The following is a 15,227-nucleotide window of genomic DNA, read 5'->3' as shown; positions in this document are numbered from 1 at the left end:
CATGATCCAGACGCTACAGACTCGCCCCTTGATCATAGCGGACAGACGCTTCAACTCCCGTCTGTTTACCGGCACAGGTAAGTTTGCCTCAGGCTTGAGCATGCAGGAGGCCATCGCCGCCTCGGGCTCTGAACTGGTGACCATGGCGCTCAAACGGGTGAAACTCGATGGCAAGGATGAACAGATATTGGCGCCCCTGCTGGAGTTAGGCGTCAATCTGTTACCCAATACATCCGGGGCCAGAACGGCCGAAGAGGCGATTTATGCCGCTCGCTTGGCGCGCGAAGCCCTGGGAACCCAGTGGCTGAAACTGGAGATCCACCCCGATCCGCGTTACCTGATGCCTGATCCTATCGAAACCCTCAAGGCGGCGGAGCAGCTGGTCAAGGAGGGGTTTGTGGTGCTGCCCTACTGTGGGGCCGACCCCATGCTCTGTAAACGACTGGAGGAGGCGGGGTGTGCCGCCGTCATGCCCCTGGGCGCGGCCATTGGCTCCAATCAAGGATTGGCTACCCGCGAGATGCTGAAGATCATCATAGAGCAGGCCCGGGTGCCTGTGGTGGTGGATGCGGGCATTGGCGCGCCATCCCATGCGGCCGAAGCCATGGAGCTGGGGGCGGATGCCGTGCTGGTCAACACCGCCATTGCCGTGGCTGGACATCCGGTAGCCATGGCGCAGGCGTTTCGGCTGGCGGTTCAGGCTGGGCGTCTGGCTTTTGAGCATGGCATGGCGGCATCGACCAGCCATGCTGTGGCTTCCAGCCCCTTGGGTAGTTTTCTGGCCTCGCTGGGATAAGGAGACGTCATGAGTTTTTATGATATTTGGCAGCAACTGGATTGGGATGCCTTGGGCCGCGAGATCATGGCCACGACACCGCAACAGGTGGAGCAGGCCCTGGCACGGCCTAAGCGTGGTCTCCAGGAGTTTGCCGCGCTGATCTCTCCGGCGGCAGAAGCCTATCTAACGCCTATGGCGCAGCAGGCGGAGCGCTTGACCAGGCAACGCTTTGGCCAAGGGGTGAGCATGTATCTGCCCCTCTATCTGACCAATCTGTGCGCCAACGATTGCAGCTATTGCGGTTTTTCCATGAGCAATAAGCTCAAGCGAAAGGTGCTGGATGAAGCTGAAGTGCGGGCCGAATGCCAGGTGATCCAGCAGATGGGCTATGAGAGCCTGCTGCTGGTGACCGGTGAGCATGAGAGCAAAGGTGGCATGGCCTACTTCCGCCGCATGTTACCTGTGGTCAAGCCCTATGCCGCCTATCTGATGATGGAGGTACAGCCTTTGGCCACAGAGGAGTATCGGGAACTTATCGAGTTGGGGCTGGATGCGGTCATGGTTTACCAGGAGACCTATCATGAGCCCACCTACGATCAGCATCACCTGCGCGGTAAGAAGCAGGATATGCGTTGGCGCATGGAGACTCCGGATCGGCTAGGCGAGGCGGGGATCGACAAAATGGGGCTGGGTGCCCTATTGGGGTTGGCTGATTGGCGTACTGATTCGCTGATGCTGGCCCATCACCTGAGTTATTTGCGCAAGAGCTACTGGCGTAGCCGCTATTCGCTCTCGTTTCCTCGGTTGCGTCCCTGCACCGGTGGCTTCAACCCGGATCACCCCATGACGGATAAGCAGTTGATCCAGCTCATCTGCGCCTGGCGCTTGCTGGACCCCGAGCTTGAGCTGTCGCTCTCGACTCGCGAGTCTGCGGCATTTCGCGATGGCGTGATCCCGCTGGGCATCACCAGCGTCAGTGCCGGCTCCAAGACCCAGCCAGGCGGTTACGCCGAAGCGCGGCCCGAGCTGGAGCAGTTTGCCATCAATGACGATCGCTCGGCTCCGAATGTGGCGGCCGCCATCAAGGCCCGAGGTCTCGAGGTGATTTGGCATGAGGCGAGCAGTCATCATCTGGGGCGTTGAGGCATAGACTACTCGCGTCATCGGGTTGAGTGGTCATCTCAGGCCATTGCCGTTTGCAAATTGCAGACCTGGTCACCCCCGGTTTGCAATTTGCACGGGCTGAAGCTGCGCTATGGCGGGCAGCGCCTATAAAACAGTGTCTTGCATCATGGCGCGTCCCTTGCACTGCTCTGACTATCGGTCAGTGCGGCAGGGAGCGATCCATGAAAACGACTACCACCCTATTTCACGGTGCTTTTCTCATTGCGTTAAGTGGTGAGTTTGATGCCATGAGTGTGCGGCAGCTTGAACCGCTAATGGCCTCGTTGCCCGGTGGCCACGAGTCGGTACTGCTCGATTTGAGTGACGTTTCCTTCATCGACTCCACCGGGATCGGTGCCTTGGTGTTTCTTTATAAACGGCTGCAAAACGAGATGTGCTATTTGCGCCTCATCTGTGGTGATGGCCAACCTCGAGATCTGTTGATGCTGCTGCGGATCGATAAGAGCATCCCGTGCCTGCGCAAGCGGGAGGATTATCTGCTGCTAAAAGGGTCTGCCAACTAATGCTCCCCGGTGGCGGTGAGTTCGTGGTGTGGAGGGAGGGTCGGATGCAAGTTTGTCCATGGCAGAGCATGCAGGTGGCCAGTCTTCAGGGCGTGCGCTGCTTACGTCACCAACTGGCGGGCCTGCTCGAGTGGTTGGCAGTAGCGCATGGGTGTCACCTTAGCCCGGCTCAACGGGAGCGCATCTTATTGCTGCAGACCGAGCTGATGACGAACGCAGTGAAATATGCCTCTCCTCATGCCCGGTATATCGGTTTTCACTGTTGGCAACGACATGGGCAGTGTTGGTTAGAGTGGCATGATGATGGTGGTTACTTTAACTCTTTGCTGGTACGCCGAGTCATGGCATCGCCTATAGCCGGCCACGGTTATGGCTTGTATCTGATCCAGTCGCTGGCCCCTAAAATCCAATATCGCTCAATTCAGAGCCAGAATAGATACCGGCTTCCCTTGCTGTGAGTGGCCTGGCTTAGCCGCGAGAGTGACTCCAGGGTGTGAGTTGTGTGGCATGATGGCCAACAACTGGCCGGAAAACTTGTCGTCGCGCAAGGGCTCTGTTAGACCCAATAGAGCAATCTTGTTCTGAGGAGTCCGCGCCGTGCCATCATCATATCCCTTACTGTTTCTGGTGGAGGACAGCCTGACCCTGGCCGCCCTCTATCGCGAGTATCTGCGCAACGAGCCCTATGAGTTGGTCCATTTTGCTCAGGGCAAACCCGTGCTGGTCGAGCTGGAGAAACAGTTGCCCCAGGTGGTGTTGCTGGATCTGGAGTTGCCCGATATCTCGGGCATGGAGATCTTGCGCCATATCAATGAGCAACATCTGCCTTGCACCGTCATAGTGGTCACTGCGCACGGTTCGGTGGACATTGCCGTCGAGGCCATGCGCCAGGGGGCGTTTGATTTTTTAACCAAACCCTTCGACAGCAAGCGGCTATGCGCCACGGTGCGTAATGCGGCTAAACATCAACAGCTGACTTATCTGGTGGATACCTATCGGGACAATTATGAACGTGCCGAGTTCGGTGGCTTTTTAGGTAGTTCACTCCCCATGCAGCTGGTGTACCGGATCCTGGAGAGTGCCGCTGGCAGCAAGGCGACGGTATTCATCACAGGGGAGAGCGGTACCGGCAAGGAGGTGTGTGCCGAGACTCTGCATAATTTGAGTCCTAGGCGTAGCCATCCTTTGGTGGTACTCAACTGCGCGGCTATCCCTCATGAGTTGATCGAAAGCGAGATATTTGGTCATGTCAAAGGGGCGTTTACCGGCGCGGCGGCGGATAGAGTTGGCGCGGCGTCGCGCGCCGATGGTGGCACCCTGTTTCTGGACGAGATCTGCGAGATGGAGCTGGATCTGCAGAGTAAATTGCTTCGCTTTATTCAGACCGGCACCTTTCAGCGGGTGGGGGGCAGCAAGTTGGAAACCGTGGATGTGCGCTTTGTCTGCGCCACCAATCGGGATCCCTTTGCCGAGGTCAAGGCGGGCCGTTTTCGTGAAGATCTCTACTATCGCCTCCATGTTATTCCCATCACCCTGCCGCCGTTACGGGAGCGTGGTGAGGATGTGCTGCAGATCGCCCGCCATTTTCTGCGGCAATTTGCCGCCGAGGAGGGTAAGCAATTTAGCGACTTTAGCCATGAAGCCGAAGCCATTCTGGGGGATTATGCGTGGCCGGGAAATGTGCGGGAACTGCAAAATGTGCTGCGCAACATCGTCGTACTCAATGACGGCGCGCTGGTGCAACCAGGCATGTTGCCTCCGCCGCTGGATCAGCTTATTCCGTCCCGCCCGACTAAGGTCGCGCCAGCGTTTGTGTCCCCCGAATCCCAGATGGCGATTCAACCCATGTGGTTGGTGGAAAAGGAGGTCATAGAGCGTGCCATTACCCAGTGCGGGGGGAACATACCTCAGGCGGCCTCCTTGCTGGAGTTGAGCCCCTCCACCATCTATCGTAAGCGTCAGGTTTGGGCGGAGCCTGAGGCATGAGCCTCAGGGTTTGCTCTCTGCATCCAGCAGGCCAGCCAGGGTGGCCGCTTGTTGCTCCCAGTTGATCGCGTGCGTTGGGGGGCTCCCTTTACCCAGACTGGGCTTGGCTAATAATCCCTTCCACTCATAGCTGGGGTGATCACCGGCAGGAGCGGGCTCTTGGGCGATGAAGTAGTGTACCGGCAGGAGTTCGGCCAGCTCAGTGGCGTTATGGACGCGGCTGACTAGCGGTCGAAAGCCATTTTCCTGGGGTAGGGGTGTGGTCATGACCACGGGTTTATCCAGGGAAAGATATTCATTCAGCTTGAGCGGATTGTAGGGTTGCGCGCTGGTGGTCGTAAGATAGGGCAGCAGCAGCAGTTGCCAATGGGGCAGGTAGGCGGTCAGCTCGTCATAACATTTCTCTCCCAGCCAGAAGATATTCTTGTGGCGCAATATCTCTGTCAGCCGTTGGCTCTTGTTGGGGCCGATCAAGACCCAGTACCAATCAGGCCTAGAGCGAGCTGCCTGGGCCAGAAAGTCCCAATCCAGTCGGTCATCCAGGGTGCCATAAAAACCAGCGATGGGACGGCCTCGGGGCAGATCTTTAGGACGAGGCATCGCAGGCGGTAGCGGTGGCAGACTAGTATTTAGCAAGCAGGTTTTATGGGCGGGAAAGCGACTGACTTGCGCCGGATCTGTGGCCAGGATCAGATCGGCCTTAGCCACCAGCTCGGCCTGGCGTTGCAACCAGAGTTGACGGCTAGCAACAGGCCATTGCGGCACGGCTTCACTACAAAAATAGATCACCTTATGTCCGGCTAACTTAGCCGCCAACTCGCCACCTGCCACCGAGTTCACCCACAGTATGGGATGCTGGATCTTCTGGCTTTGCATCATGCGTTGTACTTGTAACCTGAGCAGATGCTGATCCAAACCATGTAGCCATGAAGTGCTGGTGTGGATCAGATGGTGAGGCGTGAACTCACAGACAAGAGGTCGCCGCGGTTCCGGGGATGGGGTGGGCTCGCCTCTGGCAGGTGTGCCGAACATGCCCTTCTCCTGGTCATGATTGACCCAGAGTACCTTCCTATTGCGCATTAAATAGCTGAGCAGATGCTGCTCCTCGCTAGCAATCGAGGCCATAGGGTGACCAATCACAACCAGATCTCGTTTCATCATGTGGCCTCGCTTGCATAGGTGACGAGCATAGATCTCTCTTGCGGGTATAAAGCAGATCTTGGGCCAAGTTTTCTGCGGGATTTAATTCGTTAATTATCAATTTGATACCAGCACTGAGTGATTCGGTTATGCCCATGCTCGCTAGTTCGATTGCAATTTGCATCGCTAATTGCAGGCGAATACCCAGGCGCTCTGCTCATTGCTATGGCGAGCCGGGGTGGCAAGCGCCGCGTTACGGTGGGGAGATCACAATAATAGGGTTTGGCCATTAAAACTGCGGTTCAGGGCTGGCATGGTTCCTCGGGTTGAGCCACAACCTATGTAGGGAAAGCGGGATGGGCTGATTCATGGCCCTCTTCATCGGAAATTTGGAGAAGAAACTATATGCGTCTGTTGACGGTGAAGGGCGATGATCTGGCGGCTATAGAGGCCGCCTTGCAGCAACTGCTGGCCGATGAGCAAGTAGCCTCAATCCTGATGCTCCTTCCCTCCAACAACGCCTTTGCCGCTACGGCGCTGGATCCCATGCTGTTACAGGCTGGCAAGCCGGTGTTTGGCGGTATCTTTGCCGGGGTGATCCATGCCGACCAGCTGCAATTGCACGGTGCCATGCTGTTGGGGTTGCCTTTTGCGGTGGCTATCGCCGTGATCCGCCAGTTAAACGAAGAGGGAGGGGCGACCCTCGATAGCACTTTACTGGATATTTTGCCTTTGAAAGCCGAGAGCGAGCAGACGCTCTTCACCTTTGTCGATGGCCTATCGGCGAACATCAACCAGCTGATCCTGGGGCTCTTCAATGAGTTTGGTCTGGAAATTAACTATATAGGGGGGGGCTGTGGCGGCCTCAGTTTTGAACGCATGCCCTGTGTCATCACTCCCCAGGGGGTGTTGCAGGATGCGGCTGTGCTTGCCCTGGCCGATTGCAAGTGTGGGGTGGGGGTGGCTCATGGTTGGGAGCCCATTTCCGGTGCCTTCAAGGTGACCGAGGTAGATAAGAACCGCATCATCTCGCTGGATTGGCAGCCAGCCTTTGATGTTTATCGTCAGATCGTCGAGGCCCATGCCGGGCAGCGCTTCAAGCCGAGGGAGTTTCTGGCGTTGGCCAAGTCTTATCCTTTTGGCATCGCTAAACTGGCGGAGGAGATGGTGATCCGGGATCCCATCTCTTGCGATGGCGGGGCGCTTACCTGTGTGGGGGAAGTGCGTCGGGGGGCGTATGTCCACATCATGCATGGAGAACCAACCACGCTTATCCAGGCGGCGCGCCATGCCAGTCGCCTGGCCAAACGCTCGTTTGGTGCCGCAGCGCCGCAAATGATGTTATTTGTAGATTGTGTCTCCCGTTACCTATTTTTACAGGATCAATTCGATGCTGAATTAAAGAGTGTGCGTACCGACTTGCCCATGGTGGGTGTGTTGAGCCTTGGCGAAATTGCCAACTGTGGGCAAGACTATCTGGAGTTGTTTAATAAAACCGCCGTAGTGGGACTACTGTGATATGAACCATAAGGGTCTTATCGAGCAGGAAGTATTGCATGAGATTGCCATGTCTATAGGCGTTACTCTTGAGCTTAATGGCATGCTGCGTGAGTGTTTACCCATTTTTGTCCGCGGACTGGGTTGCTGTACGGCCGCGCTCTTATTACATGATGACGAGTGTGGTTTTTTCACTCCCCGCTCAATTCTCCCCCATGCCGCCATGCGCAATCAGGGATTGCATCGAGCCATGGCCAAGGCCATTGATCTGTTTGAAGCCGGGGCGTCGTTTCCTGTTCCGTTATGCGGTGAGCCTGAAGCCCACTCTTACTATGCCTGGCCCCTGAAAACCTACGGTATCTTGTTATTGGGGCGGGGTAATCCGCTAACGTATCCCCTGTACCGTGAAATTGGTCCCTTGGTGGAAAAGCTGGCGTGTGCCGTGCAAGCTTGCCAGCAGTATCAGTCACTGGAACTGGCGCAGCAAGCCATGAGCCGGGCGCGGGATGAGGCCGAGAGTGCCAATAAGGCTAAGAGCCACTTCTTGGCGACCATCAGCCATGAAATTCGCACACCGCTCAATGCGGTGATTAACCTCTCTGAACTCCTGTTCGAGAGTCAGTTGGATGAGAAACAACAAACTCTGGTTCGAGGCATCTGTGCCGGGGGGAGTGCCCTGCTCCAGCTGGTCAATGACGTGTTGGATTTTTCCAAAATCGAGGCGGGCAAGTTGGATTTTGTGGCCGTGCCATTTCATCTGCGCTCGTTACTCGATGGGCTGCAGGATCTCTATGGCAAACAGGCTCAAGCCAAAGGGTTGCAATTTTCCTTGGAGTTATCGCCTTTGGCGCCCGATGTGGTGGAAACTGATCCATCGCGTTTGCGTCAGGTATTACAAAATTTATTGACCAATGCCATCAAGTTTACCGATCAGGGTTTTGTTCGTCTGGTCATCAGCAAAGAGGTGGGCTCGGCAGCACCGTTGCGCTTCCTGGTGGAGGACAGCGGTATTGGCATTGCCACCCATGAGCAGGAGAAGCTGTTTACCGAATTTCACCAGATCGATCCCGGTTTGAATCGCCGGTATGGCGGCACCGGGCTCGGTTTGGCCATAGTCGCTCGGTTGGTTACGCTCATGGGGGGGGCCTTTGGTCTGGACTCGGCCCTGGGCGTCGGTAGCCGTTTCTGGTTTACCTTGCCGCTGACTGAACCCCAAGGGGAGTTTGTGCCGAGTGCGCCTCCGGTGTCGGTGCGTTTCAAGGGCAAGGTATTGCTGGTGGAAGATAGCCCAACCAATCAGATGGTAGCGCGCAATTTATTGGAAAAGGTGGGGTGTGAGATTTGGATTGCGCAGAGCGGCGAGGAGGCTATCCAGCTGGTGGTTCAGCAGCCCTTTGATTTGATCCTCATGGATATTTCTATGCCGGGTATGGATGGTCTGGAGGCGACCCGAGCTATTCGTCAGTTGGGCGGTTGCTATGGCCAATTACCCATTGTGGCGATGACAGCCCATGCCTTGGCGCAAGATAGAGCCAGTTGCCTGAATGCGGGCATGAATGATTATCTGACCAAACCCATTCGTCGGCCTCAGCTGCATGAAATGTTGAGTCGATGGCTTGAACCCGCTAGCCCGCTTGGTGGGGCCATTGATGGGGTGGCATCGGCCGCGTCATCCCCTATGTTGTTGGATGAGCAAGCCTTGAGCGCCTTGGGCTCAGAGATCACACCCGAGGCCCTGCAAGGGATAGTCGAGCTATTTACCGATGAGCTAGTCCGACTGCAGAGCCAGTTGGCTCAGGCTATTCATCATAGCGAGTGGTCCTCTGCCAGCGCTTATGCTCATGCGATCAAAAGTAGCTCGGGCTCTTTAGGTGCCCAGGCGTTATATCAGGCTGCCTCGGGATTGGAACAGCGCTGTCGACAGCAGGATCGGGCGGCGGCCGAAATAGGGTTGAGTGCGTTAGTAGGATTGGTGGCGAACACGCTGCATCAGCTCAGGGAGGCCGTTATCTTGCCGGATAGGATCTGAGCCTGTTCCGCTGGGCAGCGGGTGCGAGCGGCTGATTGTGATATCTGAGCATGGGTATGTGGATTTATGTCGAAATTTTCTTATAAGACAGTAAAATCCACGCGCTTCTAAACAGACCGGTTTCTTCTAGGATGTTAACTCAAGATTAGTGTTCATACTGGAGTGAGTCTATCTCAAGGTTTGTGTCATGTAGTATCTGCCCACCAGGTTGAAATAGAGGAGAGGATAGTGGAAAAATTTTGGCTGCAGCGTTATCCCCCAGGCGTGCCGGCTGAGATCAATCCTGACAGCTATGCCTCGCTGGTGGAGATGTTTGAAGCTGCCGTGGCCCGTTTTAGCGACCAACCCGCTTACATCAACATGGGGCAACTCCTCACGTTTCGCGAGTTAGAGGCTCAGTCGCGAGCCTTTGCTGCCTATCTACAGCAGCAGTTACATCTGGAGAAGGGGGATAGAGTCGCCCTGATGCTGCCCAATCTGCTGCAATATCCCATTGCGTTATTTGGCGCATTGCGTGCGGGGCTGATAGTCGTCAATGTTAACCCCCTCTATACTCCACGGGAGCTAGAGCATCAGCTTAAAGATTCCGGAGCCAAGGCTATTGTTATCGTCTCCAACTTCGCCAATACCCTGGAGAAGGTGGTCTATCGTACCGGGGTCAAGCATGTGATCCTGACACGCATGGGCGATCATCTTGGCTTTGCCAAAGGCACCCTGGTCAATTTCGTCGTCAAATACATCAAAAAGCTGGTACCCAAGTACGATCTGCCCAATGCGATTTCATTTCGCCGGGCGCTAGATCAGGGGCGGCGCATGCAATATGTCAAACCCCATCTCACTGGCCATGATTTGGCTTTTTTGCAATATACCGGTGGCACCACAGGCGTGGCAAAAGGGGCTATGCTCACACACCGTAACCTGTTGGCGAACGTGGAGCAGTGCCTTGGCGTTTATGGGCCTGTACTGCAGGAGGGGCGGGAGTTTGTCGTCACGGCCTTGCCTCTGTACCACGTATTTGCACTCACGGTAAATGGGCTGCTCTTTTTGCGTATTGGTGCCTGCAATCTGCTCATTACCAACCCACGAGACATACCGGGCTTTGTTCGAGAGTTGAAAAAGTATCAACCTACTTGCATCACGGGGGTCAACACGCTGTTTAACGCCTTACTCAACAATGCCGAGTTTTGCGCGCTGCGCATGTCTGAATTGCGACTGGTCATAGGGGGGGGCATGTCCGTGTTGCATGCGGTGGCGGAGCGCTGGCAGAGCGTCACCGGCACCAGGTTGCTAGAAGGTTATGGTCTGACGGAGTGTTCGCCTCTGGTCACTGTCTGTCCTTATGATCTGGAGCAGTATAATGGCTCCATCGGGTTGCCCGTCTGCTCGACGGATATACGGATCATGGATGAGCTGGGGCAGGAGATCACCGCGCTTAATGTGCCGGGGGAGTTGCAGGTCCGGGGTCCTCAGGTGATGCGCGGTTACTGGCAGCGCCCGGAGGCTACGGCAGAAGTGATGAAGGAGGGGTGGCTCAGTACCGGTGATGTGGTGGTGTGGCAGGAGCAGGGCTTCATCAAGATTGTCGACAGGAAGAAGGACATGATCCTGGTCTCGGGTTTCAATGTCTATCCCAACGAAATTGAGGATGTGGTCACCATGCATCCCAAAGTATTGGAAGTGGCGGCGATCGGCGTTCCCAGCGAACTGACCGGAGAGCAGGTCAAGATCATCGTCATCAAACGGGATCCCTCACTGGATCAAGCCACCTTGATTGCCCACTGTCGCAAACATTTAACTGCGTACAAGGTGCCTAAACTGGTAGAATTTCGCAGTGAGCTGCCGAAGTCCAACGTGGGCAAGATACTGCGTCGAGTCCTACGTGACGAAGCGCTCAACCAGACGCCTTCCTGATCCCCTTCTGACTGAGGGAGATTTTTCTTCCTTGGTAACATGGATAGACCCATGCAATATCAAATTATTACCCAGAGTGCTGAGCTCGCTGCACTCTGTTCACGCCTCGCCCCCGGCCCGCTGGCCATCGATACCGAGTTTGTGCGCACCCGTACCTATTATCCACAATTGGGCCTGTTTCAGCTATTTGATGGGCAAGAGCTGGCACTGATTGATCCTGTGGCCGTTGCCGACATGACTCCACTTTGGGCCCGTCTCCAGCAACCTGGGCAGGTGGTGGTATTGCATGCCGCCAGTGAGGATCTGGAACTTATTCATCATCAGGCGCACGCCATGCCCTGGCGGACGCATGATACCCAGCTGGCGGCCGCCCTCACCGGGCAAGGTCTGTCGATAGGCTTTAATGCCCTGAGCCAGGAGCTGCTCTCGATCACGCTGGATAAGGATCAGGCTAGGACCAATTGGCTGGCACGTCCGCTCACCGAGAAGCAACTGCAGTATGCGGCGGCAGATGTGTTCTATCTGCTGCCTATGTATGAAAAGTTGCAGCAACGACTGACCCTCACGGGGCGCCATGCCTGGTTCGAGGAGGAGTGTGCCGCGCTCGTGCAACGTAAGTTGGCCCAGGATGACCCGGCAGAAGCCTACAAGGATATTGGCAATGCCTGGCAGTTGGGGCGCAAGGAGCTGGCCATACTGCAGCACCTAGCCATTTGGCGGGAAGATGAAGCCAAACGACGGGATTTGGCGCTGAATTTTGTGGTTAAGGAGCTGCACCTGCTCAAGTGTGCCCAGCAGCAACCGACCTCTTTGCGCGAGCTGGATCAACTGGGGTTGTTGCAGCCGGAAATCCGTAACCATGGCAAGACCCTGCTGCGTCTCATTGAGGAGGCACAGGCGAGTGATCCGGCAACCTGGCCCCAGCGCCTGCAGCGCTTGGTTGACTTTCCCCATTACAAGGCGGAGCTGAAACGACTGCGCACCAAGGTGGAAGCCGCGGCGGCGCGAGAGCAGTTGCCCGTGGAATTGTTGGCATCGAAAAAGATGATCCATCAATACCTTAGCTGGTTATGGAAGTGTTCCGATGAACAGAAGACCCTGATCGGATTGCCTCGGTTGTTGACCGGATGGCGCAGTGAAGTGCTGGGCGACCTGACGGTTTGAAAACTTGGCGGTTTGAAAACTAGGCAGGGGTTGTTTTGACCTCATTATCCATGATGCAAAAAAACCGAGGCGCTTGCCTCGGTTTTTCTTTTTTGCCGTGGCAACGTTAGCAAGCGACATCAACCGCTGCCGCGACCTGCAGCGCTTGGCTGATGGCTAGGTCTATACTCTGGGCCCGGACCAGGGCGACCCCTAGGCGACGGCGGCCATGGATCTCCGGCTTACCAAACAGCCGCAGTTGGGCGCCGGGCACTAGCTGCAGTGCCTGAGCCAGGTTGCCATAGCGAATATCGCTGGACTCGCCCTCGCGGAGTACGACCGCCGAGGCGGCGGGGCCATATTGCGTGATCTGGCCAATGGGCAAGCCCAATATGGCGCGAACGTGCAGGGCAAATTCGGAAAGATCCTGGGATATCAGCGTGACCATGCCGGTGTCATGTGGTCGTGGCGATACTTCACTGAAATAGACGTTGTCACCCTGGATAAACAGTTCGACGCCAAACAGCCCATAACCGCCGAGGGCCATGACGACTTCACGGGCAATATGCTGTGCCTTAGCCAGCGCCGCAGCACTCATCTGTTGCGGTTGCCAAGACTCCCGGTAATCGCCCTCTTCCTGGCGATGGCCAATGGGGTCGCAAAAATGGATACCATCCACCGCACTGACTGTCAGTAGCGTGATCTCATAATCGAAGGGGACAAACCCTTCCACTATGACTTTACCGCGTCCAGCTCTACCGCCCTCTTGGGCATAGTGCCACGCGACGGTCGCCTGCTCGATGCTTCGCACCACACTCTGTCCCTTGCCAGACGAGCTCATGACAGGTTTGACCACACAAGGTGTACCAATCTGGGCAATGGCTTGCTGATAGTCGGCTTCGTTATCGGCAAATTGATAGGGGGAGGTGGCCAGCCCCAGCGTCTCGGCGGCCAGACGACGGATCCCTTCGCGATCCATGGTCAAACGCGTTGCCCTGGCTGTTGGCACCACATTGAAGCCCTCTTGCTCTAGCTCCAGTAAGGTATCGGTGGCGATCGCCTCTATCTCGGGAATGATGTAGTGGGGCCGCTCTAACTCAATGAGCTGCCGCAGTGCTTGAGCATCGAGCATGCTGATCACATGGTGACGGTGGGCTATCTGCATGGCGGGGGCATTGGCGTAACGATCGACCGCAATGACTTCGATCCCCAGACGCTGCAGCTCGATGGCGACTTCCTTACCTAGCTCGCCTGAGCCCAGTAGCAGGGCGCGGGTAGCAGATTGACTATGGGGGGTTCCAAACATGGGGACTCCTTAGGGTATTGCGCCGAGGCGTAGCGGGAAGAGATAAAATTCGGCGCATCATACTCACTTAAGCACTGTGAGCCAAGTCTATCAATCGGTGGAGCATCCGGTCACGCTATTACTTAATGACATCCAAGTCGTAGGGCTTATGGCGCTTGATGCACCAGCGTTTTACCTCAGGGGTTTTACTGAGCCTTATCTGGAGTGACAGTTGGCTGTTTTTCCTTAAGGGTAAAATAAATAGTGATGTTACCTATGTTTTTATTATTTTCATCTGACAGTCTGCAGATTTTAAATCAGATTATCCAAATATAGGGGGTCACTAATTTCTCAGCTTGGGTTACGATTAAGTCCATCACAGCTCAGGGGGCGAGAGGAGATTAGCCTCGCTCGGGCCATCTAAATAACAAAAAAGAGAGTGTGTAATGCACCCGAGACATTCAGCAATTCTAGAATTAGTCAATGAACGCGGGCGGATAACCGTTGTTGAACTAGCGGAACAGGTTGGTGTGTCTGAAGTCACCATCCGCCAGGATCTGAACTATCTTGAAGAACAAGGTTTTTTAAAGCGTATCCATGGTGCGGCTACCCGGGTGGATAGTGATGATCCGGATCATAGGTTATGGGCTCGCAGCAAGATCAAACTTCATCTGGCGGAGAAGGCTGCCAGCTTGGTTGCGCCGGGTGAGACAGTACTCATCGAAGGCGGTAGTGCCAATGCGATCTTAGCCAAGTTACTGGGTGAGCGAGGGGATACCGCCATTATTACCTCCAGCTCCTATATTGCACATCAGCTCAGGCAGGCACGTAGCGAGGTCATTTTATTGGGTGGGCAATATCAGGCGACCAGTGAGAGCCTAGTTGGCCCACTGACTCGGCTGTGTATTCAGCATGTGCACTTCAGTAAGGCTTTTATTGGGGTCGATGGCTTTCATATCGACACGGGTTTTACCAATCGCAATATGATGCGTGCCGATGTAGCCAATACTATTCTCTCCAAGGGACAGGAAAACATCATACTGACGGATTCCAGTAAGTTTGGGCGGATCCATCCCGGTGCGATAGGGCCTCTGACCCGCATCAAGCGAGTGATCACAGATACTGGGTTGCCGGTTGCAGATGAACATTGGTTGAGTAATCAGACCGTCGAGGTCATCAAGGTTGATTGATCTGGCCTGCCTTGGCCAAATATGAGTCTTGGTTAGGGGGGCGCTGCAACTCTGAGTCGTTCTTTCCATATCGGGATGAGATGTAACATAGCGTTACTAAACAGGGTTTCTTGTTGTTTCTAAAGGCAAGTTGAGTAGAGTAAACGAAGTATTGGAGGGCTTTGGACCACAATTGAAAACCTTTCCACGGTAAGGTGTTCATGGTCCGCTCCATTCTCAATTTCTTTTCATCATCAAGGTACTGGTGTCACTATGGAAAACGTGAATAAATCGTCGTTTGCTGATGTGCTGGAGTATGTTCGTATGTCTCGCCGTAAGAACAAACTCAAGCGTGAAATCACCGACAATGAGAAAAAGATCCGCGATAACCAGAAGCGGGTATTGCTGCTCGATAACTTGGAAGAGTACATCAAGCCTGGCATGAGTGTGCAGGAGATCCAGGCAATCATCAGCAGCATGAAGAGTGATTACGAAGATCGCGTGGATGAGTATGTGATCAAAAATGCCGAACTATCCAAAGAACGCCGCGACTTGAGTCAGAAGCTGGTGGAGTTGGGTAAAGATAAGCAACAGGCTTGAA

The 15,227-nt window shown here is 55.2% G+C and carries 13 protein-coding genes; 11 read left to right on the top strand and 2 right to left on the bottom strand.

What is annotated here, in order from left to right; genetic code table 11:
• Position 1 precedes the first annotated feature (1 nt).
• The 5 genes from ACZYTD_RS08380 (at position 2) to ACZYTD_RS08360 (ending at position 4,452) form a co-directional block, all read left to right on the top strand.
• On the top strand, positions 2–796 hold the full coding sequence (locus ACZYTD_RS08380; RefSeq protein WP_463891208.1) for a thiazole synthase: 795 nt from the start codon (positions 2–4) through the stop codon (positions 794–796).
• Between the two features lie 9 nt (positions 797–805).
• A complete protein-coding gene (thiH, locus tag ACZYTD_RS08375) occupies positions 806–1,921 on the top strand; it encodes a 2-iminoacetate synthase ThiH (RefSeq protein ID WP_463891207.1) in 1,116 nt (371 codons plus the stop codon).
• Between the two features lie 203 nt (positions 1,922–2,124).
• On the top strand, positions 2,125–2,466 hold the full coding sequence (locus ACZYTD_RS08370) for an STAS domain-containing protein (RefSeq protein WP_463891205.1): 342 nt from the start codon (positions 2,125–2,127) through the stop codon (positions 2,464–2,466).
• A 44-nt stretch (positions 2,467–2,510) separates the two neighbouring features.
• On the top strand, positions 2,511–2,924 hold the full coding sequence (locus ACZYTD_RS08365; RefSeq protein WP_463891204.1) for an ATP-binding protein: 414 nt from the start codon (positions 2,511–2,513) through the stop codon (positions 2,922–2,924).
• Positions 2,925–3,063: 139 nt separating this feature from the next.
• Positions 3,064–4,452, top strand: coding sequence for a sigma-54-dependent transcriptional regulator (locus ACZYTD_RS08360; RefSeq protein ID WP_463891203.1), 1,389 nt, complete (start codon positions 3,064–3,066; stop codon positions 4,450–4,452).
• Between the two features lie 3 nt (positions 4,453–4,455).
• Here the strand turns inward: ACZYTD_RS08360 and ACZYTD_RS08355 are convergent, their stop codons facing one another.
• Complete coding sequence (locus tag ACZYTD_RS08355) at positions 4,456–5,613, bottom strand: glycosyltransferase (RefSeq protein WP_463891202.1); 1,158 nt, start codon at positions 5,611–5,613, stop codon at positions 4,456–4,458.
• 384 nt (positions 5,614–5,997) lie between these two features.
• Here ACZYTD_RS08355 and ACZYTD_RS08350 point away from each other — a divergent pair, with 384 nt between their 5' ends.
• The 4 genes from ACZYTD_RS08350 (at position 5,998) to rnd (ending at position 12,193) form a co-directional block, all read left to right on the top strand.
• On the top strand, positions 5,998–7,110 hold the full coding sequence (locus ACZYTD_RS08350) for an FIST signal transduction protein (RefSeq protein WP_463891201.1): 1,113 nt from the start codon (positions 5,998–6,000) through the stop codon (positions 7,108–7,110).
• Position 7,111: 1 nt separating this feature from the next.
• Complete coding sequence (locus ACZYTD_RS08345) at positions 7,112–9,118, top strand: response regulator (protein WP_463891200.1); 2,007 nt, start codon at positions 7,112–7,114, stop codon at positions 9,116–9,118.
• A 228-nt stretch (positions 9,119–9,346) separates the two neighbouring features.
• A complete protein-coding gene (gene fadD, locus ACZYTD_RS08340) occupies positions 9,347–11,029 on the top strand; it encodes a long-chain-fatty-acid--CoA ligase FadD (protein ID WP_463891199.1) in 1,683 nt (560 codons plus the stop codon).
• Positions 11,030–11,080: 51 nt separating this feature from the next.
• Positions 11,081–12,193, top strand: a complete 1,113-nt coding sequence (gene rnd, locus ACZYTD_RS08335; RefSeq protein WP_463891198.1) for a ribonuclease D — start codon at positions 11,081–11,083, stop codon at positions 12,191–12,193.
• A gap of 106 nt (positions 12,194–12,299) precedes the next feature.
• Here rnd and purT read toward each other — a convergent pair whose 3' ends face one another.
• Positions 12,300–13,478 carry a formate-dependent phosphoribosylglycinamide formyltransferase gene (gene purT, locus ACZYTD_RS08330; RefSeq protein WP_463891197.1) on the bottom strand — a complete coding sequence of 393 codons (1,179 nt, stop codon included), beginning with the start codon at positions 13,476–13,478 and terminating at the stop codon, positions 12,300–12,302.
• A 425-nt stretch (positions 13,479–13,903) separates the two neighbouring features.
• On the opposite strand from purT, the gene ACZYTD_RS08325 reads away from it, so the two are divergent.
• Both ACZYTD_RS08325 and tmaR read left to right on the top strand, forming a co-directional pair.
• Positions 13,904–14,647 carry a DeoR family transcriptional regulator gene (locus ACZYTD_RS08325; protein WP_463891196.1) on the top strand — a complete coding sequence of 248 codons (744 nt, stop codon included), beginning with the start codon at positions 13,904–13,906 and terminating at the stop codon, positions 14,645–14,647.
• Positions 14,648–14,899: 252 nt separating this feature from the next.
• Positions 14,900–15,226, top strand: coding sequence for a PTS system regulator TmaR (tmaR, locus tag ACZYTD_RS08320; RefSeq protein ID WP_463891195.1), 327 nt, complete (start codon positions 14,900–14,902; stop codon positions 15,224–15,226).
• Position 15,227 lies beyond the last annotated feature (1 nt).

The organism is Pseudaeromonas sp. HNCC25DJ180, from assembly GCF_055413345.1.
This window is presented reverse-complemented; position numbering and strand designations above follow the sequence as displayed.